Origin of the sequence: Rhodocytophaga rosea (genome assembly GCF_010119975.1) — a bacterium.
In the GTDB taxonomy this organism is placed as follows: Bacteria; Bacteroidota; Bacteroidia; order Cytophagales; family 172606-1; genus Rhodocytophaga; species Rhodocytophaga rosea.
Map to the genome: position 1 here is coordinate 8268137 of NZ_CP048222.1, position 25458 is coordinate 8293594.

General features: G+C 43.2%; 21 protein-coding genes. 8 read left to right on the plus strand and 13 right to left on the minus strand.

Features of this window, described 5'->3' with window-relative positions; genetic code table 11:
• Positions 1-47: 47 nt before the first annotated feature.
• Entirely contained in the window at positions 48-1760 is a 1713-nt protein-coding gene (locus tag GXP67_RS33945) for a GMC oxidoreductase (protein WP_162447233.1), read from the plus strand.
• A gap of 530 nt (positions 1761-2290) precedes the next feature.
• Entirely contained in the window at positions 2291-3067 is a 777-nt protein-coding gene (locus GXP67_RS33950) for a VIT1/CCC1 transporter family protein (protein ID WP_162447234.1), read from the plus strand.
• An 87-nt stretch (positions 3068-3154) separates the two neighbouring features.
• On the opposite strand, the gene GXP67_RS33955 is transcribed toward GXP67_RS33950, so the two are convergent.
• From GXP67_RS33955 to GXP67_RS33985, 7 genes are all read right to left on the minus strand, one after another.
• Positions 3155-5419, minus strand: coding sequence for a sensor histidine kinase (locus tag GXP67_RS33955; protein WP_162447235.1), 2265 nt, complete (start codon positions 5417-5419; stop codon positions 3155-3157).
• Between the two features lie 337 nt (positions 5420-5756).
• Positions 5757-7361: a bifunctional aminoglycoside phosphotransferase/ATP-binding protein gene (locus tag GXP67_RS33960; protein ID WP_162447236.1), complete on the minus strand. Its 1605-nt coding sequence runs from the start codon at positions 7359-7361 to the stop codon at positions 5757-5759.
• 52 nt (positions 7362-7413) lie between these two features.
• On the minus strand, positions 7414-8613 hold the full coding sequence (locus GXP67_RS33965) for a transposase (RefSeq protein ID WP_162447237.1): 1200 nt from the start codon (positions 8611-8613) through the stop codon (positions 7414-7416).
• Between the two features lie 116 nt (positions 8614-8729).
• Positions 8730-9578, minus strand: a complete 849-nt coding sequence (locus GXP67_RS33970; protein WP_162447238.1) for a universal stress protein — start codon at positions 9576-9578, stop codon at positions 8730-8732.
• Positions 9579-9608: 30 nt separating this feature from the next.
• Positions 9609-11279, minus strand: coding sequence for an alpha-glucan family phosphorylase (gene glgP / locus GXP67_RS33975; RefSeq protein WP_162447239.1), 1671 nt, complete (start codon positions 11277-11279; stop codon positions 9609-9611).
• A gap of 106 nt (positions 11280-11385) precedes the next feature.
• Positions 11386-11973: a peroxiredoxin gene (locus GXP67_RS33980; RefSeq protein WP_162447240.1), complete on the minus strand. Its 588-nt coding sequence runs from the start codon at positions 11971-11973 to the stop codon at positions 11386-11388.
• Entirely contained in the window at positions 11957-12094 is a 138-nt protein-coding gene (locus GXP67_RS33985) for a hypothetical protein (protein WP_162447241.1), read from the minus strand. Before GXP67_RS33985 ends, GXP67_RS33980 begins: the two co-directional genes overlap by 17 nt.
• Before the next feature lie 141 nt (positions 12095-12235).
• On the opposite strand from GXP67_RS33985, the gene ppsA reads away from it, so the two are divergent.
• A complete protein-coding gene (gene ppsA, locus GXP67_RS33990; protein ID WP_162447242.1) occupies positions 12236-14686 on the plus strand; it encodes a phosphoenolpyruvate synthase in 2451 nt (816 codons plus the stop codon).
• Between the two features lie 180 nt (positions 14687-14866).
• Here ppsA and GXP67_RS33995 read toward each other — a convergent pair whose 3' ends face one another.
• From GXP67_RS33995 to GXP67_RS37915, 3 genes are all read right to left on the minus strand, one after another.
• On the minus strand, positions 14867-15703 hold the full coding sequence (locus GXP67_RS33995; RefSeq protein ID WP_162447243.1) for a universal stress protein: 837 nt from the start codon (positions 15701-15703) through the stop codon (positions 14867-14869).
• A 330-nt stretch (positions 15704-16033) separates the two neighbouring features.
• Entirely contained in the window at positions 16034-17062 is a 1029-nt protein-coding gene (locus GXP67_RS34000; protein ID WP_162447244.1) for a serine hydrolase domain-containing protein, read from the minus strand.
• A 23-nt stretch (positions 17063-17085) separates the two neighbouring features.
• A complete protein-coding gene (locus GXP67_RS37915) occupies positions 17086-17220 on the minus strand; it encodes a hypothetical protein (RefSeq protein ID WP_262890468.1) in 135 nt (44 codons plus the stop codon).
• A 342-nt stretch (positions 17221-17562) separates the two neighbouring features.
• Here GXP67_RS37915 and GXP67_RS34005 point away from each other — a divergent pair, with 342 nt between their 5' ends.
• From GXP67_RS34005 to GXP67_RS34025, 5 genes are all read left to right on the plus strand, one after another.
• A complete protein-coding gene (locus GXP67_RS34005; protein ID WP_162447245.1) occupies positions 17563-18405 on the plus strand; it encodes a hypothetical protein in 843 nt (280 codons plus the stop codon).
• Positions 18406-18470: 65 nt separating this feature from the next.
• Positions 18471-18968 (plus strand): hypothetical protein, encoded by a 498-nt coding sequence (locus GXP67_RS34010; RefSeq protein ID WP_162447246.1) that lies wholly within the window; start codon positions 18471-18473, stop codon positions 18966-18968.
• Between the two features lie 42 nt (positions 18969-19010).
• A complete protein-coding gene (locus tag GXP67_RS34015; RefSeq protein ID WP_162447247.1) occupies positions 19011-20135 on the plus strand; it encodes an AI-2E family transporter in 1125 nt (374 codons plus the stop codon).
• Between the two features lie 120 nt (positions 20136-20255).
• Positions 20256-21431: a DUF6544 family protein gene (locus GXP67_RS34020; protein ID WP_162447248.1), complete on the plus strand. Its 1176-nt coding sequence runs from the start codon at positions 20256-20258 to the stop codon at positions 21429-21431.
• A 160-nt stretch (positions 21432-21591) separates the two neighbouring features.
• A complete protein-coding gene (locus GXP67_RS34025) occupies positions 21592-22428 on the plus strand; it encodes a universal stress protein (protein WP_162447249.1) in 837 nt (278 codons plus the stop codon).
• A gap of 675 nt (positions 22429-23103) precedes the next feature.
• On the opposite strand, the gene GXP67_RS34030 is transcribed toward GXP67_RS34025, so the two are convergent.
• From GXP67_RS34030 to GXP67_RS34040, 3 genes are all read right to left on the minus strand, one after another.
• Entirely contained in the window at positions 23104-23931 is an 828-nt protein-coding gene (locus tag GXP67_RS34030) for a universal stress protein (RefSeq protein WP_162447250.1), read from the minus strand.
• Positions 23932-24028: 97 nt separating this feature from the next.
• Positions 24029-24784 carry an SDR family oxidoreductase gene (locus GXP67_RS34035; RefSeq protein WP_162447251.1) on the minus strand — a complete coding sequence of 252 codons (756 nt, stop codon included), beginning with the start codon at positions 24782-24784 and terminating at the stop codon, positions 24029-24031.
• Between the two features lie 13 nt (positions 24785-24797).
• The gene (locus tag GXP67_RS34040; protein WP_162447252.1) at positions 24798-25337 is read right to left on the minus strand and encodes a flavodoxin domain-containing protein; all 540 of its coding nucleotides are present in this window, start codon (positions 25335-25337) and stop codon (positions 24798-24800) included.
• Positions 25338-25458: the final 121 nt, after the last annotated feature.

Genomic DNA, 25458 nt, shown 5'->3' on the forward strand with positions numbered 1-25458 from the left:
AGCTGTTTATCAGCAACAGTTTAGTAGCAATAAATTATTAAGCATTCATGGCAAATCTGAATACACAATCTATACAAGCACAAACCTTCGATGCAATAGTGATCGGCTCTGGCATTAGCGGAGGCTGGGCAGCTAAAGAGTTAACCGAAAAAGGATTAAAAACCCTGGTATTAGAAAGAGGGCGGGATGTACAACATATTTCCGGCTACCCAACTACCAATATGAATCCCTGGGAATTTGAACACCGGGGACAAATACCGCTGGAAGTGATGAAGGAAAACCCGATTGTAGGAAAATGTTATGCTTTCCGGGAAGATGCGCAGCATTTTTTTGTAAAAGACAAAGAACATCCTTATGTACAGGAAAAGCCTTTTGACTGGATTCGTGGATACCAGGTAGGCGGCAAATCCTTGTTGTGGGCCCGTCATACACAGCGTTGGAGTGATTTCGATTTTGAAGGTCCGGCAAGAGATGGGTTTGCCGTAGACTGGCCCATCCGCTACAAAGATGTGGCTCCCTGGTATAGTTATGTCGAGAAATTTGCCGGTATTTCCGGAAACAAAGATGGGTTGGCAACGCTGCCGGATGGAGAATTTCTGCCCCCGTTTGAACTGTCCTGTGTGGAGAATTACTTCAAAGAAACGGTATCCAGCCAATACAAAGACCGCCATGTGATAATTGCCAGATGTGCCCATATTACCGAACCTCAGCCAGTACACATTGCCCAAGGCCGTGGAAAATGCCAGAACCGGGTATTGTGCCAGAGAGGTTGTCCGTTTGGTGGGTATTTCAGTAGCAATTCTTCTACCTTGCCCTGGGCAGCCAAAACCGGCAAACTCACGCTACGTCCGGATTCGGTAGTACATTCGGTTATTTTTGATGAGAAAAAAGGCAAAGCCAAAGGAGTACGGGTAATAGATGCTCATACCAAACAGTTGACCGAATATTATGCCCGCATCATTTTTGTAAATGCGGCTGCCCTGAATACCAATCTGATCCTGCTCAATTCCACATCTAAGCGTTTCCCCAATGGATTGGGCAACGACAATGGCTTGCTGGGTAAGTTTGTAGCCTTTCATAATTACCGGGCCAGGGTTTCTGCCGAATATGATGGATTTGCGGATAAAACTACCGATGGCCGCCGTCCGACAGGCGGATATATTCCCCGTTTCCGGAATGTATTCAAACAGGAAACGGGTTTTCTGAGAGGCTATGCGGCCGGATTGAGTGCCTCCAGAGGTAATGACCAGAAAAGAGACGGGATTGGTGCCAGTCTGAAAGAAAATTTATTGCATCCTACCCTGGGTACCTGGCGTGTGGGTAGCCACATGATGGGAGAAACCATTCCCAAAGAAACCAACCTGGTGAGTCTGGACAAGAGCCAGAAAGATGCCTGGGGTATACCGCTGCTCAAAGTAAAGGTTGACTATGATGAGAATGATGAGCAAATGACCAGGGATTATATCGAGCAACTTTCAGATATGTTTGCCAGGGCAGGATTTACCAATATTACCTCTACCGACAGCAAACAAGCGCCTGGCCTTGATATTCACGAAATGGGTGGTGTACGCATGGGCAAAGACCCTAAGACTTCCCTGCTGAATGAATGGAACCAGTTGCACCTTTGTAAGAATGTGTTTGTGACTGATGGCGCCTGCATGACCTCTACTTCTACCCAGAATCCCTCCCTAACTTATATGGCACTTACTGCCCGTGCTGCCGATTATGCGGTGAAGGAATTAAAAAAGGGGAATGTATAAAATCAGTTAATTGAGATATGAAATGAAGAGATTGAAATGGAGGTTTTTAGGTGTCTCACTTTTACTTCCTCTCAGTGCTTTTGCCCACGGGGAGGAGGTTTTATCTACAGTTTTCATCCAGATTATTTCCATCTTTCTCTTCATTATTTTGCTTGTCACAAGTAAAAACGATATTAAAAGAAAGTTGATTTTAACAAGCATATACAGTGTAGCTCTAATTATAACATGGTCTTACACAGCAAAGCTGCCTTATTTTGAAAATATGAATAAAATAAATACGCTCATTGCAATAGTACCAGCTGTGGTCGTCGTAATAACCTTTTTTATACTAAAATTATTACCTAAAAGGCAGCTTTAAATCAACTGTATGAAAGACGAGAATAATTACTGTTACCTCTACACTCCAATGATCACCGATCTTCCTCAGCGAAAATTCTGAATAATATAGGTTTGGATTCGTGATTTTTTGTCTCATTATACTACTTTCTTATCCGTTCCTTCACCGTTCACGCATACTATATCTGCAGCCCATGCCAGAAGAAAATTTATCAGATGCTCAGCAAAGAACTATCATCGAAGCTGCCCACACGCAGGAAAGTATCCGTAAACGGCTGCAAAATAATGCAGCCCATAGTTATCTGAAAGATCTGGTGTATGGAGCGGTAGATGGCACCGTTACTACCTTTGCAGTGGTATCTGGTGTGGCCGGTGCCCAGTTATCACCTTCTATTATCATTATTATGGGACTTGCCAATTTATTGGCTGACGGGTTTAGTATGGCAGTCAGTAATTACCTGGGTACCCGTACGGAGAATGAGTTACTCGAAAAAACAAGGGCAGAAGAACTCAGGCAGATCAGGCTGTATCCGGAAGGGGAAAAGGAAGAAATCCGGCAGATTTTTGCTGGAAAAGGATTTACAGGAGAGCATCTGGAAAAAGCAGTAGATATTATTACGGCTAATCCTTCTTTATGGACGAATACCATGTTACAAGAGGAACACAATCTTTCGTTGTATGGCGCTACTGCCTGGAAAGCAGCCCTGGCTACATTTATTGCTTTTGTACTGATAGGCATTATTCCGGTATTTCCTTTCCTATGGAACTGGGGCTTTGGCGAGAATTTCCGTCAGCCATTCGTATGGAGCAGCATTCTCACTGGCTTTGCTTTTTTCGGGATAGGTTCTGTTAAAAGCCGTTTTGTTGGAAAAACCTGGTATTCGTCCGGACTGGAAACCCTGTTGCTTGGCGGAGGAGCGGCTGTTCTGGCCTATCTGGTAGGCATTCTGTTGAAAGGAATTGGTGAATAGAGTTAAAGAGTAGATGGGTTGAAAGTTCAAAGAAGTAATACAGATACCCATTAAATGGTTAATACACTCTTAAGAAGTCTCACTCACTCACTCTTCCTGCGGTAAGATCAGTGTAAAAGTACTTCCTTTGTGAAGCTCACTTTCCAGGATTAATTTCCCCCCATGTTTTTCCGCCAGATCCAGGCAAAGATTCAAACCAAGGCCGGTACCCCTTTCGCCTTTGGTTCCGGGCGTTGTAAAATTGATATTGCGGTTGAGTAGTTTTTTCTGATTTTCAGCCTCTATGCCTACCCCATAATCCCTGACCCCTACTTTTGCCATCATAGCCTGCGAAGTAGCTGTAATCAGAATCTGGCTTCCTGAATGTGAAAATTTGATCGCATTGGCAATCAGGTTACGCAAAATCAGTTGTAACATCTGAGGATCTGCCTTGAGTGTAAAATTTGCAGGCAACTGATTAATAAATGTGATTCCTTTCGACAGGGCTTGTGGTTGTAAATTAGTAATTACACTGTCTGCTACTTCTGCCAGAGAAAGCTTCACCGGATTGAGTGTGATCCGGTCAGCCTGGGAAAGCGACCAGTAGAGCAGTTCATCTATCAGGGTACTGGTATTATTTACCCGCTCCTTGGTGGTGGTTAACATAGATAATAATTCCTGGGAAAGATGGCCATTCAGTTCCCGGATGATCACCCATAATAGTCCATCAATGGTAGCCATCGGACTCCGCAGGTCGTGTGCAAGCAAAGCCATCAGCTTATCTTTCTGGGCATTGGATTCGGTAAGCTGCTCATTCAACGATTGTATTTCCTGCTCCTTGGCTTTCCGCTGTGAAATATCCTGTATAAAAGACCATGCCTGCTTTCTGCCTTCTTCATTGATTACAGGCAATCCATTTAATATAACCTGCATCCTGGAACCATCTTTCCGGATATATTCTTTCTCAAAAGGCCCAAAAGACACGCCTGCTTTCAGCCTGTTTATCTGCTCAATGTCCAGATAAGCATATTCCGGTGGTGTGATCTGTGAAAAAGAAAGCGCCTGCAATTCATCTTGTCCATATCCGGTACTTTCGAGAAAAGAACGGTTCATTTCAATAAATTTTCCTGTTTCCAGGTCGGTTAATACCATGCCGATCGGAGAAAGGGAAAACAGATTGTGAAATTTTTCTTCACTTTCCTTTATGACAGCTTCAGCCTGTTTCCGGCTTGTTATATCTGAATGTGTACCAATGATACGCAAAGGGTTTCCTGCGGCATCCCAGTCAATTACTTTACCCCGGTCCAGAATCCACTTATAAGTGCCATCCTTACATAGCACCCGGTGTTCATTCATATATAGCGGCTTTTCTTTCCGCATGTAAGCCTGCATATCCGCATAACATTTAGCAACATCATCCGGATGTACGCGCTTTTCCCATTCAGTTATAGAAGTTCCAATTTCCTCTTCCTTATAGCCCAGCATCTTTTTCCAGTGAGAAGAATAATAAACTTCATGGGTAGTGGCATTCCAGTCCCACAATCCATCTTCTGTACTTTCCAGGCCATATTTCCACCTGGTTTCACTTTCCCACAAAGTTTCTTCAACCTTTTTCTTAGCCGTAATATCTTGTATTACTCCTTTTAGTCCGGTTACCTTCCCAGACTGATCGTGTACAGCTTTTCCCAGGACACGAATCCAGAGGGTATTGTTTTTACCGGTGACCAGTTGTAATTCCTCATCCCAGGGTTTTCCTGAATGTATGGCAACTTCTATGCATTGGTTAAGTTTAGCTGCTGACGCTGGGGTGTACAATGAAACAGCATCGGCCAGTGTAGGTTTGTAGCCGGTAGGCATTTCGCAAATATCATATACCTGCTTCGACCACATAAAAGACTGGGTCGAAAAGTCTGCTTCCCATCCGCCGCATTTCGTCATGGTACATACCTCTTCCAGCCATTCATTTTGCTGCTTTAACTGTAATTGCAGCTGTTTTTTATCAGAAATATCTATGATAGCGCCACACATGCGCACTGGTTTGCCGTCAGCATTAAATTGCGCTTTGCCCGATATTTCAAACCACTGGTACGCTCCATTCTTAAGGCGGATACGTATTTCCAGCCGGTATAAATTCCTGTTTTGCAAATGATCAGCTATAGCAGTTTCCATCATATGCCGGTCATCGGGGTGCAGCAGTTGCTGCTTAAAAGTATTAAAAGTAGGCGCAAACTCTCCAGGGGTGTATCCGGTTAGTTCATAAAAAGCAGGAGACCACCATTGTTTTTCATTGCTCAGGTCCCAATCCCATATGCCTGCGTGCATTCCTTCTACAACCAGGGAAAGTCTTTGCAGATCAGATTCAAGTGATGCCATGTATCATTAAGTTAGTAAATGCATAAAATGCTTAAAATAAAACAATTACCTGTGGCAAAAACATGATATTAGTCATTTTTCGTTTTCATAAACAGGGCATGTAATATCTGTGTTGATTTTATAAAAATACTATTGAATGTAATTAGACAAAACAGGCAGGATATGGCAATAGTTACATGCTAATACATAACAAATTGTAAAATACATAGAAAACATTCACAGCAATAAATTCAGAAAGCTTGTAAGAATTTCCGGGCAAGCGCAGGGATACACCGGCAATTATCTGCCAAAAGGACTGAACAAGATAAACGAACCTACAGGCAGGCGCCTTTTTCGTTTATGTACGTGATTTTATCATCCCTTCACAGGCTTCATTCAACAGGTGATCAGCATCCCGGCCGGCATTTACCTGGATGCGATGAGGGGCTGACACTTCTGTGAGCGGCTGATATGACTGGCTTAATCTTTCAAAGTCTTCCAGTCTGGCATCCGACACTTCCTGCCTGCTGTTTTCTCTTTGTATCAGGCGTTGTTTGATGGTCTCATCTGTTGCCTGCATTTCGAGGAACAGGTATTGAATCTGGTGTTTCGCAAAGGCTTCTATAAACGGCTGCCGGTAGGCTTGATGGCTGAAGGTGGCATCCAGCACCAGACTCTGATTGTGCTGCACTTTTTCCAGAGCCGTTTGCAGGAGTGTATGGTATACCGACTTTGAGACTTCCTGTTCATACAAGGCATTGCGCTTTTCAGGACTGGTGCGGGAATATAAAGGTAAGCCTGCCTGTTGTTTACGAACCGCATCACTTCCGATATAAAATAGGCTCATACTTTCGGCCATTTTTTTGGCTAACGTACTTTTGCCAGTACCTACTCTCCCACAAACAATAAGCACCATGGGTGCCGATCCCACCACGGCATACCGTAAGGCAAGTTGTAGATATTGATTTGCCTGATAAAGGCTCTTGCGCTTTTCCTCATCACTTACTTTTGCTTCAGCAGACTGAATGCCTGCTACTTTTGCCCGGACACAAGCCCGGTAACATTTGTAAAAATCCATGAGTATTTCCATATCCGGATCTTTCAGCAACTCTGCCATACGTGAACTCACATAACCAGCCAGATCCGGACGGTGGTGAAAATCCAGGTCCATCGCCAGAAAAGCAATGTCAGCGGCTACATCACTATACCGGAAATGATCGTTAAACTCGATACAGTCGTAAATGCAAATACTGTCCTCTTTTACATGAATGTGATCCAGATGCAGATCTCCATGGCAATCTTTAATTCTATGCTCTAGCATACGCTTTTCAAACAGCGCAGTCTGTCCTGCCACGAATGTATTGACATACGAATGGAGGATAGACAAAACTGCTTTTCTGGTTGCATCGGTGGCATACGCTTCTATTCCTTTCAGATTATCCAGCACATTGGCACGTATATTTGCCAGGCTGCCATATTCCTGTAAAGCGTCGGTCCGATGTTGGGTAAAATAAAAACCGGCCAGTTTTGCAACAATAGATTCTATTATGGCTGTATCTACCTGCCCTTTCTCAAGCAGTTGATCTAGAAAATAGCCATCTTCCAGCTGATACATTTGTAAGGCATAGTCTACAATAGTGCCGCCTCCATTAAAACTGAGCTTTCCTTCCTTACTGGTGATTGGTATCACGCCCAGGTACAATGAAGGACATAAGCGGCTATTGAGATGTATTTCCCGTTCTGCGTTGGTTTTTCTCGATTCCAGGCTTGTAAAATCCATAAATCCCAGGTTTACATGCTTTTTTACCTTATACACATAAGGTGGCGCAATGGCCAGTATAGAAGCATGTGTCTGCCTGATCTCTACTGTTGAGGGGGTATGCTGATAAGAGTCAGGAATTTGCAGAAAAGCAATCATCTTCTCTGTAAATTCCTGATCCGGTATAGCGTCTGGGTTTAACACAAATTTTAATTCTGATTTATTAAATCAATGGTACGAAAGAGTATAAAAACAGTTAAGCAGCAATTTTAGCAAAGTTGAGCAATGTTTCATATTCAGGGTTATTTTTAGCTGTTTGGGGGCAAATACCGAATGCAACAAAAAAACGTTCAAGCAAGAACTGGTTGGTATAGTGGGTTTTAAGGTCTTGCAAAGAAAAGGCCCTTCTTTGCTCTGCAGATTGAGTGAGCCAATGGACAACCTTGACTAAAGAGATAAGGGTTAGAGAAAAATTAAACCCAAAATGAAGCCTGTCTTTACAACGGCTTTGACAATGAGTAAGGCTAAGGAACTGTTTAGCATCCCGGTATAAGAACTCAATCTGAAAACGTAAATGGTAATATAGCCATAGGCCACTTCCAGACAGGGCAATATCAGTGGAGGCAAAGATTTTACAACTCTTGATGCTTCCATCTGCTTTATAGGTATGAACGATAACAATATTGAGTAATCGTTTTAAGGCTTTACTATAGAGTAAAGCTTGAAAGCAGGTAAAATCTTCTTCCTTCAGGCAGGGCTTAAAATATTGCAAATCCAGTTGTTTTACCTGTAGTTTGCCTGCATACTTGGTGGGTCTGCCTCTACCTTCTCTTCTAGGGCCTAGGTAGGGATACAATAAGACCGCATCATCTCTCAGACGGGTAATGACCTGCAAGCCTGAGCTAATAACCTTTTCTATAAAACTATACTTGGAAAAATAGGCATCCACCACCAGATAAGGTGATAACTTGAGCAGTTGAGTGGCTTGCCCACTAATGAGTTTGCCATAGTAAGAGAGCAATGACTCTCCCTCTGTTAATGCTGTCTGAGTAGCCTGATAATGAAAGGCGGTATGATTCAACACATCTACTGCTGCTACACCTGCGATTTCTAAACCTTTTTTCATGGCTTGGGCACAACCTGACCAGAAATAGCCTATTCCATAGGTATGTTTACCTGACTTTGCAATAAAACTGGGATCAAAGGCAACGATGCGTTCTTTGCCTGTATAGCCACTAATGAGTAAGTGGTTAAAGGTGGTAAAATCAAAGTCTTTACTAAACCATTTTCGATAAGTAAAGGCACTGAACTTGCCTTGTCTGCATAGGTTCTCAAAGTTATACCTGCCCCGCAACCGCAACCAGAGCAAGATTAATTCTAGGAAAAAGTCTGTTTGCCATTTGCCTATTCCATGCATTTTGCCCATTATTGTTCTAGTGAGTGTTTCGATGCTCATGAGGTAAAAGTTTTGGGTTTGTTTCGCAACTCTAACCTACTCTTTTACCTCTTTCTTTACTATAACTTTCCTTTAAAATCCTTTCGTACTATTGTTAAATTTAATGGATTTATAACCTACCTATGTGCCAGCTGAGGTACTGGGTTGGGTAAGGTTAGTAAAGGAACGTGGGTACGAAACGCCATTTTTCTGGTCGTACTGCGATTGGCCACCAGGTCCCAGAATCCATGTTCCTGCGGAACCATTACCAGCAGGTCTGCATGGAAATCGTCTACACCAGTTTCTATTCCTTTCATAGCATCCTCCGCTTCAATGAACAAATAATCATGGCTTACTCCTTGTAACAGGGATTCCAGGCTGGGAAGTTTTTTCACTTCTGATTCATCTTTTGCTTCCCTTGTTTGTTCCTGTTCCACATGCAATATACTTACATGCGATTGAAATGTTTTAGCCAGGTCTTTCAATAACGCTAAGGTATTATCCGGAGATAAAGAATGATAATCACAGGCAAACATGATCTCCTTGATCCCTTCAAAGGTAGCATCCTGAGGAACAACCAGCACCGGATATTGGGCCTGCCAGATCACACTGGTAGTGGTACTTCCAAAAATGCGTCTGTCTACGTTGCTCAGGAATGGCATGCCCATTACAATCAGATCTGCCCGCCATTGTTTCATCAGTTCCGGCAGCCGTTCCTGCAAAGGCAGAGGCCCGGTAGCATAAGCAGTAAGCACCTGATACGTATTGGAAATCACCCGGCACATGGCTTCCAGTTTGGCCGTATTTTCCTGAATCTGTTCTTCCTCTGTGGGCAATCCGATAGTAGCTTCTGAAGAAATTTCAGCTATATAATAGGCATGATACAGCACAATACGGGCTTTGAGAAACCTGGCCATTTCAGCCGCATATTCAAGGGCTACATTGGCATTGGGGGAATAATCGGTGGGAACAAGGAGCGTTTTCATGAGTAAAAAATTTAAAAGATGGTTTATAGTTTAAAAAACAGAAGAAGCTTCGTAGGTGTATACTTTTTCGTAATATTCTTTTGCCATCCGGTCGGAATCAAAGCTGGGCAATATTTCCCGCATGCTGTTTTTTTGTATCTCCAGCCATTGCTTACCTTGCCTGTAATACATAGGCACAATCTCCTGCTCCAGACGCTGCATCAGATTTTTATTATCTATGGCATCCTGCTCATGAACCGGCAGCCTGGTATCAGCCGCAGGCAGAACAAAACTATTATGCAGGTGCTTTGCAAATTCAGGAATCCAGCCATCCTGCGTTGACATATTAATGGCTCCATTCATGGCGGCTGTCATGCCGCTGGTACCAGAAGCTTCATGGGTAAGCCTGGGTGTGTTGAGCCATATATCAGCTCCCTGCTTGAGCATTCTGGAAAGTTTCATTTCATAGCCTGACAGGATAGCGCAATTGGAATACTTTTTAGTAATATGCACGATGCGGTCAAAGGTGGAAATAGCCGGATAATCCATGGGATATGGTTTTCCAGCCCAGATGAGTTGTACAGGCATGTCCTGATTGGTGATAAAGGCATGAAAACGGTCAAAATCCTGCAGTAGCAAATCAGCCCGTTTGTATCCGGCAAACCGCCTCGCCCAGACAATCGTACAGATGTTTTCATCATAAATTTCGCCAGTCTGATCGGCTACTTCTTCAAATAGTATTTTTTTCAGCTCTTTTTTCCGGCGCACCAGTGCTTCATCATCATCATTTTCCAAAGCCTCGTATAATCCTTTATCAGCCCAGTAGGCAGCGTTTTGCGCATTGGTAATATGGATGATGGGACAAATACCTTTAGTAAATTTCCACATCTGCCGGCTTACTTCTCCGTGCATGTCGGAAACGCCATTACAGATTTTTGCAACATGTAAGGCAGCCTGTGTATGGTTAAATATGTCTCCGGAATGTCCGGTGAGTTGTTTCACTTCAGCCAGAGGCAGGTGATAAAAATAGCTCATCCGTTCCAGCAAGAAGATATCCGTTTTCTGGTTACCGGCTTCTTCGGGCGTATGTGTGGTAAATACAAGCCGTTTCTTTACCTCTTCCAGTTTTTTAAAACGGTGATACAGATAAAAGGCCAGGGGTAATGCATGTGCTTCATTCAGGTGATATATATCCGGTTCGTATCCCAGTATTTCCAGCAGCCTGGCTCCTCCTACTCCTAATAAAATACCTGCTGCAATTTTCGCCTCCATATTCGCATCATATAACATATGGCTGATGGTTTGGGCCAGGTAATCATTTTCGGGAAGATCGGTAGAGAGAAAAAAAATAGGCGCAGTTCCAAATACTTCCGGCGGCAGGTAATAGGCTGTTACCTGTACCTGGGAATGATTCACCTGGATGGTAAAGCGGATATTGGTTTTCTGTAAAAAGCCATATACTTTTTCCTGAAACAACACATTCATGGTCTGGTCGCCTTTGCGTATCTGATCATAATACCCATATTTCCACAGAATACTGATGCCTACCATATTCTGCCGCAACGCATAGGCACTGCGCATATGAGAACCTGCCAGAAAGCCTAAACCGCCTGCATAGGTTTTCAGCGGCTGGTGAATGGCAAATTCCATAGAAAAATAGGCAACCCGTTTGCTGAAAGCGGGATCAAATTGATACGGATGTTTCCATTGAAAACTTTCCATAAAGTACAAAGCAATACTTCGTTGTTGGTTGTATATTTTTCGTTATCAGGTTGTTTGCTTCATCACGGAAGTCAATCGACGGAATTAATTATCCTGCTGAGGAGGCTTATTTTTTCACCCTATATCCCCCAGGATTAATCACCGCTTCGCCTGGCTGCCATCCGGCCGGAGTAATTACGCCGGTATCTGCTACCTGTAGTGCTTTCACCAGCCTGATCACTTCGTCGATGTTACGCCCAGTGGAGGCCGGATACTGAATGATAGCCCGGATGCGCTGCATTGGGTCAATTACAAACAGGGAACGCAGGGCTTCCTCTGCATTTTCGTTGGCCAGTAAAGCATATTTACCTGCGACTTCCAGATTCAGGTCGGCAATAATGGGAAAATCCACAGAAACACCACTGGATTCTTCGATGTGTTTCAGCCAGTTTCTATGTTCATATACACTATCTACACTCACGCCAAGCAGTTCACAGTTGAGTTCCTTCAATACAGGCTGAATTCCGGCAAACGAAATTACTTCACTGGTACATACCGGCGTAAAATCTGCGGGATACGAAAATAACACGAGCCATTTGCCTGCATAATCGCTGAGTTTTACAGGACCCAGGGTAGAATCTACCTCAAATGGCGGAGCCGGATGTCCTATTCTGAGGTGAGCCGGTTCTGTATGGGTTTTATACATTGTGTTCATGATCTGATGGATTAAATTGACTATTCTCTTCCGGACTGGCTTGCATAGAATAACGCTGAAAGCCACTCTTTGTCCATTCAAAAGTAGCTTGTATGCATTGTTTTCCGATGATCAAAATCATGCATACATATGATTGATTCCATGGATTAAAACGCTTTCCAGACCTATATTGAACAGAAATACCAAAGGGCTGACATGGATTTTCTCTCAGCCTACCGATCCCGGTTTTACTATTTATTTTTTCACCTCTAAACACAACGATATGAAACCATTCACCCTTTCCTTTGAGAATATCAGTCTACAAAACCTGCCTCAGGTTGGCGGCAAAAATGCCTCCCTTGGCGAAATGTACCGCACCCTGTCTGCCAGTCAGATTCATGTACCAGACGGACTTGCCACTACTGCCGAAGCTTTTCAACTTTTTTTACAGGAAAATGCACTGACTGATAATATTGCTTTTGCCTTATCTGCCCTGGATACCGAAAATTTTTCTAACCTGGCTCAAGTAGGAGCTACGATCCGCAAACGTATGCTGCAAGCCACACTTCCCGAAAAGATAGCTTCTGCCATCCGCAGTGCTTATCAGGAACTTTGCCAGAAATACAATGCTCCAATACAGGTAGCTGTCCGCAGCAGTGCTACCGCTGAAGATTTGCCTACCGCCAGTTTTGCCGGACAACATGAATCCTATCTGAACATATCCGGAGAAGAAGAATTGCTCAAAGCCTGTTTGCGTTGTTATGCGTCCTTATTTACAGACCGGGCCATCAAATACCGCCATCATCACGGCTTCGACCATCTGAAAGTATATCTATCAGTAGGCATACAGAAAATGGTCAGGTCGGATATGGGAAGTGCCGGGGTGTGCTTTACACTTGATCCGGAAACCGGCTTTACAAATGTGGTATTAATTACCGGCAGCTGGGGACTGGGTGAAAATGTAGTACAGGGTGCTGTAAATCCGGATGAGTTTTATGTATTTAAACCTACCTTACAAGCAGGCAAAAAAGCCATTCTGAGTAAAAAAATGGGTTCTAAAGCCCAGACGATGATTTATGCACCGGAACAGGCGGAAACGCCGGTCATAAATGTAGATACCCCTCTGTCTCGCAGGGAACAATATGTACTTAGTGACGAGGAAATCAGCCGGCTGGCAAGCTGGAGCCTTGCGATTGAGGAACATTATGGCCAGCCTATGGATATTGAATGGGCAAAAGATGGAGAAACGAATGAAATGTTCATTGTACAAGCCCGTCCGGAAACAGTATACAGCCGCAAATCCAGAACCCTGCAGTTCACAGAATATTCGCTGAAGGAAAAAGGCCAGGTACTTACCTCAGGTAAAGGCATCGGAAAACGGATCACCGGCGGCATTGCCAGAATTTTGAATTCTCCCAAAGATGCCCACTTATTGCAACCAGGAGAAATTTTAGTTACCGATATCACCAACCCAGACTGGGACCCTATCCTGAAAAAAGTTTCGGCCATTATCACCAATAAAGGCGGACGCACCAGCCATGCAGCCATCGTAGCCAGAGAACTGGGGGCTGTTGCCATTGTAGGTACCGGAAATGCCACTACGGCCATTAAAGACGGAAGTTATGTAACCGTTTCGTGCACCGACGGGCAAAATGGATATGTGTATGATGGTAAATTGAACTGGGAAGAAAAAGCAGTAGATGTCAGCCATGTAACCCTGCCGCACACAAAACCTATGTTAATCATTGGCGATCCCGATAAAGCTTTTGATTTGAGTTTTTATCCCAATGCCGGTGTCGGACTCATGCGCCTGGAATTTATTATCAACAACAGCATCCGGATTCACCCGATGGCTTTGGTTAAATTCGATAGTCTGAAAGATGAACCTGTGAAAGCAGAGATCGAAAAACTGACCCATCACCACACAAATAAGGAAGAATATTTTGTAGAAACCCTGGCGCAGGCGGTGGGTACCATTGCGGCTGCATTTTATCCCAAGGAAGTAATTGTACGCATGAGCGATTTTAAAACCAATGAATATGCCAACCTGATTGGCGGCAGAGATTTTGAACCTAGAGAAGAAAATCCGATGCTTGGTTTCAGAGGTGCTTCCAGGTACTATAACGAACGCTATAAAGAAGGATTCGGCCTGGAATGCAAAGCAATGAAAAGGGTGCGTGAGGAAATGGGATTTACCAATGTAAAACTCATGATTCCTTTCTGCCGGAGCATAGAAGAAGGGAAAAAGGTGCTGGCCATTATGGAACAATACGGGCTAAAACGGGGGCAAAATGCACTGGAAGTATATGTGATGGCTGAAATTCCAAGCAATGTAATTCTGGCCAGAGAATTTGCCAAAGTATTTGACGGATTTTCTATCGGCTCCAACGACCTCACCCAGCTTACCCTTGGCATCGACCGGGATTCTTCCACGGTAAGTGACCTGTTTAACGAAAAAGATCCGGCTACCAAAGAAATGATGAGAATGGTGATCAAGGCAGCCAAGGAAAGCGGCGTAAAGATAGGTCTTTGCGGGCAGGCTCCCAGTGATTTTCCTGACTTTGCCCAGTTTTTGATCGGGCAGGGAATCGACAGCATTTCCTTCAACCCCGATGCAATGATCAAAGGCATTGAAAACATGAATGCGGCCGAAGATAAACTAAACCAGGCGTATCTGAGCAAAGATAGCTGGATCGCTTATGAAGAAGATGCTGCCCTGAATTCAGGGATATAATCCAGTGCAATAGTGCTTCATTCACAATAATACAGTCAGCAGGTTTTGGTACAAGCACTAAAGCCTGCTGGTTTTTTTACGATAAAATATTGGTAAACAAAAAAGGCATAGAGCCTAACACCCTATACCTTTTTGATTACCAGTTTACAGCAATAAAATTGTTGGCAACCCATGAAAAGATTACAATCTGTTTGGTTCTTTTACATGAAAAGCCAGTATCGGAATTTCAGCCTGGTATACCATCTTTTTTGTCAGGCTGCTTTTATATAATTTCTCAAAAAAGGTTCTCCGGACTGTAGACATACATAACAGGTCTACGTTCATGCCTTTTACCAGACCAGTGAGCTGGCCGGAAACATCGGCCCCGGCAAAGGAACGGAAAGTAACATTCGGATAACTAATATTGGCTTCGGCAATTTCCATAAACCAGTCCATGGTTGCCTCTTCTTTGGCAGGAGCCGTAGAAATATGCGTAACTACGATTTCGGCATCATAAAAACGGGCAATATCCGCTACCTGGTTAATGGCAGTAAAATCATTGAATTGAAAATCGGTTGCATACATAATTTTCTTAATTCCTTTAAAAGAAACACCCGCCGGTACAATCAGAACAGGACATTGTGTTTCATCCAGGATAGCAGCTGTATAACTTCCAATCAGCATTTTCTCCAGACCACTGGCTCCCTGCGTACCCATCACAATCAGGTCTACTTTATTTTCGGCTGCAATATCACTGATCGTATCTACCAGCAAGCCTTCTCTGTTGATATAGGATACATCTTTTACCTTGCCAGAGCTTTGAATGTGTTCTACCTGACGCTTTAATTCTACATCAGCTTCGGCCTCAAAATCCTGATCGGTAATCGCTACCACCGGCACTTCAGTATATACTACCGGCACATGATACATATGCAGCAAAATAAGTTTTACAGGCATTTTTTCGGCCAGTGAGGCTGCATAATCAATGGCATTGAGGGAATGCGTGGAAAAATCGGTAGGAATAAGTATCGTTTTCATAACAAACAAATTTATGGTTGGATCTGGATGTAAAAAAATTAGTACCTAAAGGTAGAAAGGGAGATAAGCCTTTTCAATGATGAAGAGCAAGGAAATGCATGATCAAAATCATACCGGAACGCGGCTTTAATTTATAAAAATAAATAAGAAGACACAAGTATTATGTATCAAGGAGGTTAAGTAAAGGTAGTTGCATTAAACCCTCAATCTTCTAAAGGGATCTCGAAAAACGTATAGCCTTTTTGCCAGGAATAGTCCGGAGCCGCTGCTTAGCACATCCATTTTATACAAACGTATAGATGATTCCTAAAACTTGATACATACATTCCCTTACCTGATAGCAGCAGGAATACTTTGTGCTTCTTTTGCTTCCTGATCCAGTGTTTTTAATACTTGTATACCCAGATCAGATACTGGCCGGGCATGGTTAGAGAGAATGACTACACCTATACTTTGTCCGTTTAATAAACCTATATAGGAAGAAAATCCGCCTGTCTGGCCTTCCATCCAGGTCACTTCTTCCCCGCCAATGCCAGGAACTTTAGTAGTCAGCCAGCCTAATCCTACTGTACTTCCAGCCAGGTCTTTCTGCCTGATCACTTCCCTTGGGTTCTGGGCAAGTTTAACTACCGGCAGCCATTCTCTGTGGCTCTGGCCCATCTGTACGGATAAAAACTGCAGCATATCTTCAATGCTAGACTGCATGCCTGCTGAAGGGGCTAATACATCAAAATCCCAGTGAGGGGTAAGTTTGCCTTTGGCCGTATATCCGGGTAACAAGCGGCTTTGCTGTGCGGCAGATACTGTAATTCTGGTATCTGATAATGATAAGGGGATCAGCACTTTCTCCTGCAACAGATCGCTGTAAGGCAAACCCGATTTTACAGACAAACTATGGCCTAACAATGCCATACCTATGTGGGAATACTGATAAGTGAATCCGCTTGTAAAGCTAATGGGATGATTGTTGAGATAGCGATACAAGTGTGACGTGGTATATCTGGCATAAGGATTTTTGGGGTGAAGCCATGTTTTGAGATTGGATGGATTTTTAGGAAATCCTGCTGAATGGGTAGCCAGGTTACAAAGTACCATTGAAATTACCTGGTCGTTGGCAAGCGGATCGCAGGCATATAAAGAATAGCCGGAACCGATGGGTTCACACTCCAGTTTCTGGTACACAGGCAAATGTTGTCCGGGCAAAAGCTCCTGAACCGGAGTTTCTAAATTTACTTCACCCAGTATAGCCATCCGGGCCAGTAAGGTAGTGGTAAATAAACTACTCAGTTCGCCGATCTCAAACAAAGGGTTTGTTATCGGGTTTCCTTTGTCATCTGCCCTGCTCCCTACATAGATCACCCGTTTCTGACCTTTATCAGTAATTACCCTATGGCTATTGTATGGTTCTTTCCGGCCAGATAAGGTTTTACCATACTTTCAATATTGTTGCTGTTTTCAGACTGGGCAGAAGCATACAGGAAGGTGGCCAGCAAAACAAAGGTGAGGAGCGCTTTCATAGTTTAGTGGTTAGGGTTTCAGAAACAAGCATCCCTGGTTTCCAGGGTTGGAGCCTATACCCAAAATTTGCACTAATACGGTCCTGAATAAATGATATTCAACGCCTTGATTTATGATTTTTATCACCTGAAAATGAAGTAACTGGTAAGTACACGCCGGTATGATAAATATCATAAAAGGAGATGACGAGCTTCATTTCAGGGATGAATAATTTGGAGGAATTTAGCTGTTAGTTAGTATGCAATAGATGCTGAGCGCATAGAATACTCCTTACAAAGCTTATGCGTATTTAAATTTTTATGTAGTACTTATTCATTTTTTAATCTCTATCCCTACCCACTATGAAAACGACGATTTGTACAACAGATTCCAGCCAGGCGGCTGCAAATGCTGTTACCTATGCTACTACTTTTTGCGAGGCTATGCAGTCAGAATTAGCGTTCATGTATAAACAATCGGTAACCAGCTTGTTCACCCATCCACAACAGGTGCAAATGGCTGGGCTGGGTACTATACATGCAGCTGATGCACAAAGAGCAGATATAGAATACTCCTATCAGATTGATCCGGAAAATCAGATTCAGCATATCTCTGGTATTGCTCATGCGGCCAGGATGGAGCAGGCAGACTTAATTACCACCGGCGTTGACAAAGAATTCGGGTATAATGATGTATATAACCAGTTGGTGAGTAACCTGATTACCCAGGCCAAATGTCCGGCTTTGTTCATTCCGGAAGGAGTTACATTTAAACCTCTTAAAAAAATCGTACTGGTTATTGACCACGAATTTAATATTACCCACCGGCTTGCATTTATAGCCAGCTTAGCCAGAATATCCGGGGCTGAAATCCTTTTTTTACAGATCAATACAGGCAGAAACTGGGTTACCGAACATCCGTTTTATACAAGTTCCATCGATATGTACCTGGCGTTCCCGTATCCTCATACCTCCTTTTATGAAGTGGTACATGAATGTATCCCGGAAGCAATCCGCAATTTTGCAGAGAAAGTACAGGCTGATCTGGTAATTACTGTTCCCAACCAGCCCGACCAGTTGCCCTATACACCAGCTACTTCTGTGCATTACGATGAGTATAATGCTCATCGGCTTACTATCCCGTTACTGGCGCTGGATACACAACCTAAACAAACAGTGAATATGACTGGCTATCCATTCAATTAAGCCAGTTTCATCCATTTATCACTACCTAAACTGACCAATCACAGGAAGCAACTACATTTCCTACTATGTTGATCGCATATATTATTTCTAACCTGGCAGCCGTAATTCTGGCCCTTTGCAGCTGGAAATGGCCACTAGCCAGCCGGTTTTTATATGCCCTTTTATTTGGCTGGGCTTGCTGGTTCAACCTATTAACCAGTATACATACGCCGGAAGTATATCTGTCGTATGCGGAGGGTGCCCTTTTACCCGTATACAAAACTTTTATTACAGGTTACTTCGCTGCGCACATTACTCTATTTGTATCCTTTATTGCTGTAAGTCAGGGATTGATTGCAATTTCTCTGCTGCTAAAAGGAATCTTATTCAAAACCGGAGTTATTGGAGCAACCATTTTTCTGGTTAGCATAGCGCCCCTGGGAATAGGATCTGCATTTCCTGCTTCTCTGATTATGGCAGCAGGGATGTGGCTATTATTGAAGAACAAAAATTCCAGGTATCTATGGCAAGCACCGGTACAAGCGGCTATCAGCCCTAAAATACCAGAAAGAAAACTGGTTTAATTTCCGGCTTTCTTTTTAATTGCCTGATATACCTGTTCAACCATGCTTAGCGGTAAATTTACCTATAGCCGATACCTCGAATTTGTACTGGCACTGGCCTTGCTGCTCTACTGGGGAAGATCATTGTTTATTCCGCTTTCCTTTGCCTGGCTGCTGAGTATTTTATTATATCCCTTGTGTAAAAAACTGGAACTCAAAGGTATTTCCCGGAGCCTTTCCATTGCATTGTCTTTATGTGTAGTGGTGCTACTGGTAGCTAGTTTGGTATTTCTGGCTGGATGGCAACTTTCCAGGCTTCAGGGACAGGTTCCTGCCATGGCTTCCAAATTTTCATTGCTGTTGCAACAATTTCAGAAATGGGTGCTGGATACCCTGCATATTTCTCTGGATCAGCAGATCAACTGGTTTGAACAAACGCTAATGAGCACCGGTAATAACCTGGGCGGTTTACTTACAGGCACGATCGGTATAACAGCAGATTTTCTGCTTTTTATAGTGATCGTACCCTTATTTGCGGCTTTAATATTGTCTTACCGGCGTTTACTGGTTCAGTTTCTATATGCCCTGCTTCCGGTACAATCGCATACCCAGACACTTGGCGTACTGAGTAAAACCATTACTATTTACCATAACTATGTAAAAGGCCTGTTACTCATTTACCTGATCGTAGCTGTGCTCAATAGCCTGGGATTATATGTGCTGGGAATCGAACATGCTATATTATATGGTACGCTTGCCTCTATCCTCACCATTATTCCCTATGTGGGCATTGCCATTGGCTCCTTGCTGCCTATCACGCTTGCCTGGCTCAGTTACGATTCTATATGGTATCCGGTGGGGGTAATTCTGTGGTTCATGTTTGTACAGTATCTGGAGGCAAATATCATTTTCCCCTGGATTATTGGCCAGCGTCTCAAGGTAAATACCCTGGTTTCGCTGATCGCCCTTTTTGTGGGAGGTATTATATGGGGCGCTTCGGGCATGGTGCTGTTTCTTCCATTTGTAGCTATACTTAAAATTATTGCCGAAAACATTCCGGAATGGAAAGCCCTGGATATTCTGCTGGGTCCGGAAAGACCGCAAGAGGCTGTTTCCGGTAATAAAAAGCAAGTTGTTACAAAAACAAAACTGCCTGAGGCGGCTTCTGCCCCTTCACAAGAAAACTAAAGCCTATTATTATTTTTCCTACACCTAGTCCGCATTCAAATTTATTATTTTTTCGTCTTTTCTATTCAGCTCATCCAGCCAGAAATTATATGTTGTTCACTCCTTTCAATGAATTAACTTATGGTACGCATTATTTTTTCCATCTTATTACTCGCTTATGGGCTTATCCATCTTTTAGGATTTGTACAGGCTTTCCGGCTTACTAACATTGAAGGGGTGTATTTAAAATCCTGGGCCTCTTTTATGACTGATTCACCTAAACTGGCAGGCACATTATGGTTTCTGGCTTTTCTGCTGTTTTTAGGGGCTACGCTGCTTTTCATCCTAAAAAAAGAAATCTGGTGGGCACTTGCTTTGACAGCGGTTGTTTTATCGCAAATACTGATCATTCTTTACTGGCAGGAAGCAAAATCCGGCACTATTGCCAATGGATTGATTGTAATAGGCATCATCCTGGGATATTCGGCCTGGCATTTCAACCGGATGGTAACGGCTGAAATCAATACATTTACTGCTCATGCACAATATCCGGCGCAACTCATTACCAGTGACATCATTTCCCGGCTTCCAGCTCCTGTTCAACAATGGCTCACCCGTTCAAATATCGTGGATAAACAAACCATTCACACCGTATATCTGGAACAAAAAGGACAGATGCGAACCACGCCGGAGGGCAAATGGATGGCTGTTGAAGCCAAAGAATATTTTACGGTACAAAATCCCGGATTTTTATGGATTGCCGATGTAAAAGCAGCCCCCTTTATTCACCTGGCTGGCAGAGATAAGTATGAAAACGGCCAGGGACATATGCTTATCAAAGCCCTGTCGCTGATTACGGTAGCCGATGCACATGGAAAAGAAACTGACCAGGGTACCATGCTGCGGTACCTGGGAGAAATGGTCTGGTTTCCTTCGGCGGCACTCAGCGAGTACATCACCTGGGAAACCATAGATGCCAGTTCTGCCAGAGCCACCATGAGCTATGGCGGCATTAGCGCTCCGGGCATTTTCCGGTTTTCAGCGCAGGGAGATGTTGAAAGTTTTGAAGCGCAACGCTATTATAGCCGCAAAGCAGGAGCAACCCTGGAAAAATGGCTGGTTACCATAGATAAACACAGCTTTAAAGAATTCGGAGGAATCCGGATACCTGCCAGATCAACTGTAACATGGCAACTACAAACCGGCGATTTTACCTGGTTTCAACTTGATATTACCCATATAGCCTATAATCAAAACGTAAGTCTCATCCCTGCTGCTCAACCAAAACCCATTCCTGTTACTCAGAAGCAAAAATAAGTGGGCAAAAAATCTCATAAACCAGGTAATCTGGCATTTTTCCCAGGAAAAATAAATGATATACATCATCAGTTTCTATGATTAAGGTAATTGATAATGGCTAAGGCAGGCAGTAATTTTAACCTGTTGTTCATAGGAAAAGCTTGTAAAACTTAATGGTATGAAAACGATTGTATGTCCTACTGATTTTTCGGCTTGTGCAAATAATGCAGTTGTGTATGCCAACCAGCTGGCAAATAAAACACAAGCCCGGCTTGTTTTAGTGCATTCTACGTTTGTTCCGGATGCCATGCCTTATGCCGGTATTTCGGTGCATGCAGCTACTTCTACGTATGGGGAAGAAATGATGTACCAGGACCGGCTGGTGAATCTTTGCCAGGAATTGAAAAAACAAAATCCGAATTCGCTGGTCGCTTATGCAACCAAAGTAGGGTACCGGCCGGTTACCGATGAAATCGCCCATGTTGCCAACACAGAAAATGCAGACCTGATTGTAATGGGCACTACCGGCGCCCATGGCCTGAAAGAAATAGTGCTGGGCTCAAACACAGCCGATGTGATCGAAATCAGCAGACGGCCATTGCTGGTTGTACCGGAACAGGCTTCTTTTGCACCAATCAAACATATTATTTTTGCAGCTGACCTTACCAGAGAACATCCGGCTAATATAGCGCTTACTGTTGAATTGGCTACCTTATTCGGGGCGCATATTAGCTTTCTGCATGTGTTGAGAGAGGATAATTTTATGACGGGCACAACCGCAAAGATCGAATACAGCCATAGATTTTCAGGCATCGGATATGATAAGGTGAGTTTTCATACGCAGGAAGATGAAAATATTGAACGGGGAATACTTACGTTCGGTAAGACACATAAAGCCGATCTGATAGTGATGGTGAATCATCAGCAGAGTTTCTGGAGGTCTGTTTTCAGTAACAGCCACACCAAAGAAATGGCTTATCACACCACCATTCCTTTACTGGCCATTCATGATTAAAGAACAGGAAACGATATGTTAAATAATGATATTTTTTTCACTCACTCTACCCAAAAGCCATAGCCAGGCATGATAAGGAAACTTTAATTGGGTGATTTTTTGGTGAGTATTTTTTATAAAGCGGATGAAAGTCCGCTTTTTTTCTTTATTTCTGTACTATTTTCACAAAAAACCTTTGCTGTCTGATTTCCCTGATCTTAGTTTGGCACGGTATATTATTATGCATATAAAATCCTGATTTACAACAAAATGCTGACAATTAGAGATAAACTATTCATAACGATTTAATGTATGCCAAATACAGTTTGAGCTACACAATAGGGTATGGCATTGGCTAAGAAATAGACAAGTGTTTATTTAGGATGGAATCACCTCCTTTATAAAGCGGTATTCATCGCCAGAAGCATGAGAACCGTGATAGCCAGCAGCATGTATCCGGCAACATACCATATTTTCATGGCAATATTTTGAGCAGTCATGGCTTTGGAAAGATTTGGGAAGAGGTAAATTATTGATCTGTAAAACAAGTATGTACCGGCTGTAAAGCAGTGCCGTACCAGAGGGCTAATCAAAGATTAAATGTATAGATTTTTCCTGATAATTGAAAAGCCCTCAATGCTATTAATTTTCTTTCGTAGATTCTCATTCACAATCACTTATGAACACTAAGCTATTTTACGCATGATTTGGCAACACAAGTAAGGGAATATGCATTTGCCAGATCAGTTTACGGGTGGTACTTCTGTTGAAAAGAATATCCCATATTCCGTGTTCACGAGGTACCAATGCCAGTAAATCAGCCTGAAAAGTCTGTATCCGCTGCAATATTCCTTCCGTAATATCATCCCGTTCTACAAAGGCATAAGAATGAGCAACTCCTTTTAGCATCCGGTCGAGATACTGGCCGGTTTGCACCCGTTCTCCTATTTTTCCGGCTACCATTTCCGGCTCTTCAATATGCAGCACCTCAATTTCTCCGCCAGATCCCAAAGCTAAATCTCTCAGAACAGGTAGTTTCGTCTGGCCAGTCAGGTATTGGTATTCACAGGCTAACAGCATATGTTTCAGTGGCTTGAAAGTAGCTTCCTGAGGAACTATCAGTAGCGGGTAATTAGCATATTCCATTACAGTAGTAGTTGTGCTTCCAACTAATAAACGTTCGGCCGTACTAAGGGCATGCATTCCAATCACAACCAGCTCAGCTTGTTTTTGCTTTACCAGTTCATCCAGTATCTCCGGCAAATGTCCAGTGGTGGCAATTTTATCTACCTCTATTCCATAGGTTTCTGTAAGCTGCTCAGCCAGAAGAGTTAATTTCTCTTCATGTTCAAGGGCCATCCGGTTTACAGAATTTACTTCAAGCGTAGTGGAAATAAGTGTTGGCCGCTGAAAGACGTGCAATAAAATAAGTCCGGCACGTAACGTTTTGGCTAACTGTCCAGCATAGTCAGTGGCATGTATTGCCGCAGCAGAATAATCGGTGGGAACAATAATGGTTTTCATGATATATAAGTTTGAAATATTTGTTCTCTGGTATTTGTTCAGGATTCAATGATGTGACAAACTAGTAGAATGGTATGGATATATTAAGTGTTTTGCTCTACCCGGCTATCCATCCTCCATCCACAGGCATCGCATGACCAGTTACAAAAGAAGCGGCATCGGAACATAACCAGACTACTGCCTCCGCTACTTCGGAAGGTTCCCCCATCCGGCCTACCGGTTCCATGCTCTCATACTGTTTTTCTACTTCTTTTGCTTTACCGGTAACCCGGTCAATCATCGGCGTTCTGATCACCCCTGGACAAACGGCATTAACACGTATACCGGATTTTGCATTTTCCAGAGCGGCTGTTTTGGTAAGTCCGACTACGGCATGTTTGCTGGCTACATATGCTGGCAGGCCAGGAAAACCTATAAGCCCGGCTACAGAGGCACAGTTTACGATCATACCCTTTCCTTGTTTATGCATCTGGGCAATTTCATATTTCATACACAGCCATACACCTGTCAGGTTTACCCCAATGGTTTTATTCCAGTTTTCTACTGTACAATCCTGAATAGGCGCAGTTGCCCCTTCGATACCAGCATTATTGAAAGCAAAATCGATTTGGCCAAAGGTATCAATCACCTTCGCCACCATCGCTTCCACCTGACTGGGCTGAGATACATCACATTTGATAAACAGGGCCTCACCTTTCATTGCACGAATCTGATTCAGGGTTTCCTGGTCTTCCACCCAGTCAACTAAGGCTACTTTGGCACCTCTGACAGCAAAGGCAATGGCTGTAGCCTGGCCTATGCCAAAACTAGCGCCCGTTACAATGGCTACTTTGTCTGAAAATATTTTTTCCATGTGTATATTCTGATTAATGAGTGTATTGACAGTTTGCAGTGTTAGTGTGGGTATAATGGGTAATAGACTGGATGAGTGGCATCAGATGTAATTGGTTTACCTCATTGTAATCAGTAAGCATGCGCTTTCGCTGGGTGCCATCTTTTGTAAACATCGCACCCATACGAAGCAAGATTTTATCCAGCCAGGAAAGGTTTGCATAGGTGAGTTTTCTGGGAAGAAAAAAGATTTCAGTATTACGCCGGATTTCTGCCGGTACATTTGCCACTACAAAACTTTCCAGTTTTTCCTTCTCTTCTACTGGTGTGCCTGATACCACGAACAGAAATAGCTTTTTGTCCCTGATCAGGGAAATATTTTGTTGGAGCCAGTCTCTGATCTGAAACTTGCCTATATACACAGAGGTGCCCATAACCAATAGTTCTGTCTGGGAGAACTGACCGCTGGAAAGTTGTTCTGGTAAAACGGCTGGCAGGTTCAGGGCTTTACTCAGCCAGCTGGCATATTGGTCAGTAGCACCGTATTTTCCTTTGTAAATGATAAGTCCTTTCATGGCTTTAGGATTAGATGGTTTTACTTAAGAGTAGTGTGTGAGAATAATTGCTACGCTAACTTAGAAAACTGCCGGAAAGGATTCCATGATAAGGATCATGTGTACCAATGCCTTATCTCAT

Coding starts and splice junctions, on each gene's coding strand:
- GXP67_RS33945 (WP_162447233.1), top strand. CDS start 48: ATGGCAAATCTGAATACACAATCTATACAAGCACAAACCTTCGATGCA.
- GXP67_RS33950 (WP_162447234.1), top strand. CDS start 2,291: ATGCCAGAAGAAAATTTATCAGATGCTCAGCAAAGAACTATCATCGAA.
- GXP67_RS33955 (WP_162447235.1), bottom strand. CDS start 5,419: ATGGCATCACTTGAATCTGATCTGCAAAGACTTTCCCTGGTTGTAGAA.
- GXP67_RS33965 (WP_162447237.1), bottom strand. CDS start 8,613: ATGAGCATCGAAACACTCACTAGAACAATAATGGGCAAAATGCATGGA.
- GXP67_RS33970 (WP_162447238.1), bottom strand. CDS start 9,578: ATGAAAACGCTCCTTGTTCCCACCGATTATTCCCCCAATGCCAATGTA.
- glgP (WP_162447239.1), bottom strand. CDS start 11,279: ATGGAAAGTTTTCAATGGAAACATCCGTATCAATTTGATCCCGCTTTC.
- GXP67_RS33980 (WP_162447240.1), bottom strand. CDS start 11,973: ATGAACACAATGTATAAAACCCATACAGAACCGGCTCACCTCAGAATA.
- GXP67_RS33985 (WP_162447241.1), bottom strand. CDS start 12,094: ATGATTTTGATCATCGGAAAACAATGCATACAAGCTACTTTTGAATGG.
- ppsA (WP_162447242.1), top strand. CDS start 12,236: ATGAAACCATTCACCCTTTCCTTTGAGAATATCAGTCTACAAAACCTG.
- GXP67_RS33995 (WP_162447243.1), bottom strand. CDS start 15,703: ATGAAAACGATACTTATTCCTACCGATTTTTCCACGCATTCCCTCAAT.
- GXP67_RS37915 (WP_262890468.1), bottom strand. CDS start 17,220: ATGAAAGCGCTCCTCACCTTTGTTTTGCTGGCCACCTTCCTGTATGCT.
- GXP67_RS34005 (WP_162447245.1), top strand. CDS start 17,563: ATGAAAACGACGATTTGTACAACAGATTCCAGCCAGGCGGCTGCAAAT.
- GXP67_RS34010 (WP_162447246.1), top strand. CDS start 18,471: ATGTTGATCGCATATATTATTTCTAACCTGGCAGCCGTAATTCTGGCC.
- GXP67_RS34015 (WP_162447247.1), top strand. CDS start 19,011: ATGCTTAGCGGTAAATTTACCTATAGCCGATACCTCGAATTTGTACTG.
- GXP67_RS34020 (WP_162447248.1), top strand. CDS start 20,256: ATGGTACGCATTATTTTTTCCATCTTATTACTCGCTTATGGGCTTATC.
- GXP67_RS34025 (WP_162447249.1), top strand. CDS start 21,592: ATGAAAACGATTGTATGTCCTACTGATTTTTCGGCTTGTGCAAATAAT.
- GXP67_RS34030 (WP_162447250.1), bottom strand. CDS start 23,931: ATGAAAACCATTATTGTTCCCACCGATTATTCTGCTGCGGCAATACAT.
- GXP67_RS34035 (WP_162447251.1), bottom strand. CDS start 24,784: ATGGAAAAAATATTTTCAGACAAAGTAGCCATTGTAACGGGCGCTAGT.
- GXP67_RS34040 (WP_162447252.1), bottom strand. CDS start 25,337: ATGAAAGGACTTATCATTTACAAAGGAAAATACGGTGCTACTGACCAA.